This window comes from Saccharopolyspora sp. NPDC002686 (genome assembly GCF_040295745.1).
GTDB lineage: Bacteria > Actinomycetota > Actinomycetes > Mycobacteriales > Pseudonocardiaceae > Saccharopolyspora > Saccharopolyspora oryzae.
Genome location: NZ_JBEOVY010000554.1, coordinates 1 through 3146, shown reverse-complemented (window position 1 = coordinate 3146; position 3146 = coordinate 1). Strand labels below are relative to the sequence as shown.

Here is a 3146-nt window from a genome sequence, read left to right as displayed (position 1 = left end):
CCCCGCCAACCGGCGGATCAAGTGCTCGGATCCTCGTTTTGGTCTTTGTCTTTGAAACGCCGGAGGCGTTTAGCTCACCTTCGGCGCTTGCGCCGCCGCGGGTTCTCAGCGTTCGCCTGGCGAGGACGGCCGAGCCGCCGTGTATTGGCCATACATAAGGGTTGGCACCCGGAGTCCAGGCGGGCGCTGAGGTTCCGCTACCGGCACCGCCACGCAAGATGAGTTCGTCAGACATTGCTTCTCAGGCGATGTCTCGGCGTTGGTTGGCCCACCAGCCACCCGCGACGAACAGGGCCGTGTAGCCGAGGAAGGTCAGGAGGCTCGCCCACCAGGCGTGGCCGTAGCTGCCGCCGAAGACCAGGTGCAGGGCGTCGAAGGCGACCTTCGGCACCTCGGGTTCGTCCGGTCCGGCCACCGCCGCGACGAACAGCGGCACCGCCAGGTTGGACACGATCCCGTTGCCCGCCGACCCCGGCAGGTACGGGCCGATGCCGGAGACGTTGGAGCCCACCAGCGCCATCGAGATGATGAACTCGACGACGAACTTGTAGGCCAGCGGCAGGATGATCGCCAGCACGGCGTTGGAGACGAGCGCGCCGAACCCGACGCCGGCCAGCGTCCACAGCGTCATCGACAGGACGCTGGCGCCGCCGACGCTCAACCAGTCGGCGACGTCGCCGAAGCTCCCGATGTCCTGGACCGCGCCGATCAGCCCGCCGAGGCTCGCGCACAGCGCGTTGACCAGCCCGTACCCGGCGCCGATGGCCGCAGCCGTGATCAGCTTCGCGGCCAGCACAGCACTGCGCGGGTTGCTGGTCAGGAAGCTGGTCGTGATGGTCTTGTTCCGGTACTCGCCGGAGATCGACAGCGCCCCGAACAGCATGCCGAAGACGGTGCTGAAGTTCGCCGAGGTGGTCACCGACAGCAGCGCCAGCGGCACCGGCCGGTCCAGCACCGCGAAGCCGTTGATGATCGACACGAACGCGGTGCCCATCCACCCGGCGCCGAAGCCGATCAGCGCCACCGGGATGAGCAGCGCCCACCACAGGTTGGTCGTGAAGATCTTCCGGAACTCCGCCTTGATCAGCGCGCCCATCACACGCTCCCCCCGAGTCCGCGCTGGTCGCCGCTCTGCGCCGGTCGTGCCCACACCTCGGCACCGGGACCGGCCTGCGGGACACCGGTGTACTGGCCGCTGGTGAGCTGGAAGAACAGCTGCTCCAGACCGATCCGCTCGTCCTGCATGCCGTAGAGCGCGACCCCGGCGGCCAGCGCGATGTCGGCCACCTGGCGGGAATCCGCACCCAGCACGGCCAGCCGGCCGTCCGGCAGGGACTCGACCCGGTACCCGGACGCCTGCAGCTCGGCGGCCAGCGCACCCGGGTCCGCGGCCTGCACCATGGCGCGGGACTGCTGGGCGGAGCGCAGCTGGTCGATGCTGCCGTCGTAGACGCAGCGGCCCCGGCTGATCACCACCAGCTGGTCGACGGTGTGCTCGATCTCCCGCAGGAAGTGGCTGGACATGAGCACGGTGCGGCCGCTGGCGGCGAAGGCCTTCAGGAAGTTGCGCAGCCAGGCGATGCCCTCCGGGTCCAGCCCGTTGGCCGGCTCGTCCAGCACCAGCACCTGCGGATCGCCCAGCAGTGCCGTGGCCAGCGACAACCGCTGCCGCATGCCGAGCGAGAACCCGCTGGGCTTGCGCTTGGCGGCAGGCGCCAGCCCGACCAGCTCCAGCGCCCGATCGGCCTGCTCGTCCGGCACGTTCATCGCCGCGGCGTAGCAGCGCAGGTGGTTCTGCGCGGTGCGGCCCGGGTGGAAGCTCTGCGCGTCGAGGACGGCGCCGATCACCGAAGCGGGGTTCGGCAGCTGGTGGAACGGCAGACCGTTGATCGTGGCGGTGCCCGAGGTGGGCGTGATCAGGCCGAGGATCATGCGCAGCGTCGTGGTCTTCCCGGACCCGTTGGGCCCGAGGAACCCGGTAACCGTGCCTGGCCGCACCGCGAAGTCAAGGTCCTGGACCGCGCTCAGCGGTCCGTAGCGCTTGCTGAGACCTTGCACGATGATCCGGCCGCTGCCGTCGTGCACACGCCCTCCAACATCACCCGTTCACTGGATCGCCGCCCATCCTGCCGGACGAACCGAGGTGAATGTGCGGAGTGGCGGTTTTCCCGACCAGCTCACAGCTGGTTCTAAGGCCACTGGATGCCGCGGTCGACCACCGAGGCCCGGTGGATCTTGCGGTGATCGGTTTCGAGGTGGCCGCCGGCCGGTGGTGGGGTCGGCGATCCGACGGTCAGGTCGGGGCGGGTGAACTCGTTGGTGTCCCAGTCGCTGGGGCCGCTGCCGACCGAGGACACGATCGGCTCCGGGATGACCTCGACGCCGGCTTCCCGCTGGGCGGGCTTGCGCCGCAACTTCCGGCGCAGCGCGTCCATCCGCTTGGTGCGCGTCGGGGTGCCGGAGTGGTCGCCGATGAGCTGCCGGTGCGCGGTCAGCCACACCGTGCACGGCCAAGGCCGGCTGCGCAGCGTGCCCTGGCAGGACGGACACCGGCCGTCCTCGTCGGGCTGGTGCTCGTCGAGCAGCGCCCGGAACCCGGCGGTGAGCCGGTAGAGCTCGGAACGGGCGACCGGGAGCAGCACTTCGGCGGCGTCGTCGTCCACCACCCGGTCCAGGTTGTCGAGCCGGTCGAGCACCGCCTTGCGCAACGCCGTGTCCGCCACATCGCCTCCCGTCGCAGTGGTTCGGCAACCCGATCCCGGGCTGCCCCCAACGGGTGACATCGGCAGGCGGTGTCCACGCCTGCACGGCCAGGCCCCAGGGCTCACTCCATCGAGTGGTTATCGATTCGGCTCCAAAATGCCCGCCGAGCGGCCTCTCGCGTCGTCGGCAAACGGCCCAGCGTGCCCTACACTGACGGTGGCGGCCTGCTCCCGGTGACCCCCAGGCTGGTTGAGCGGGCCGCCCCGCTCTGATCTCTCCCAGACCCGTTCTGCGCAGCCGTCTGGTTCCGGCATCAAAATTCAATGGAATTTGGACATCCGATTTCCATTGAATTTGCGCGAGTTGTCCACAGGTGTCGGGGTGGGGGGGGGGGGGCCCCCCACGTGGCCGGTCGGGAGGGGGGGGGGGTGGGGGAGAGTGGT

3 protein-coding genes are annotated in these 3146 nt (G+C 69.7%); all 3 read right to left on the bottom strand.

The annotated features are described in order from the left end of the window. Positions 1-241: 241 nt before the first annotated feature. The gene (locus ABTZ89_RS37460) at positions 242-1096 is read right to left on the bottom strand and encodes an ABC transporter permease (protein ID WP_270949100.1); all 855 of its coding nucleotides are present in this window, start codon (positions 1094-1096) and stop codon (positions 242-244) included. After that, positions 1096-2085, bottom strand: coding sequence for an ABC transporter ATP-binding protein (locus ABTZ89_RS37455; protein WP_351053956.1), 990 nt, complete (start codon positions 2083-2085; stop codon positions 1096-1098). The genes ABTZ89_RS37460 and ABTZ89_RS37455 overlap by 1 nt, the downstream gene beginning before the upstream one ends. Before the next feature lie 104 nt (positions 2086-2189). Beyond that, positions 2190-2723, bottom strand: a complete 534-nt coding sequence (locus ABTZ89_RS37450; protein ID WP_270949102.1) for a hypothetical protein — start codon at positions 2721-2723, stop codon at positions 2190-2192. Positions 2724-3146 lie beyond the last annotated feature (423 nt).

Bases quoted from the DNA above. Each gene is read 5' to 3' on its own strand.
- ABTZ89_RS37460 (WP_270949100.1), bottom strand. From the start codon at position 1,096: ATGGGCGCGCTGATCAAGGCGGAGTTCCGGAAGATCTTCACGACCAAC.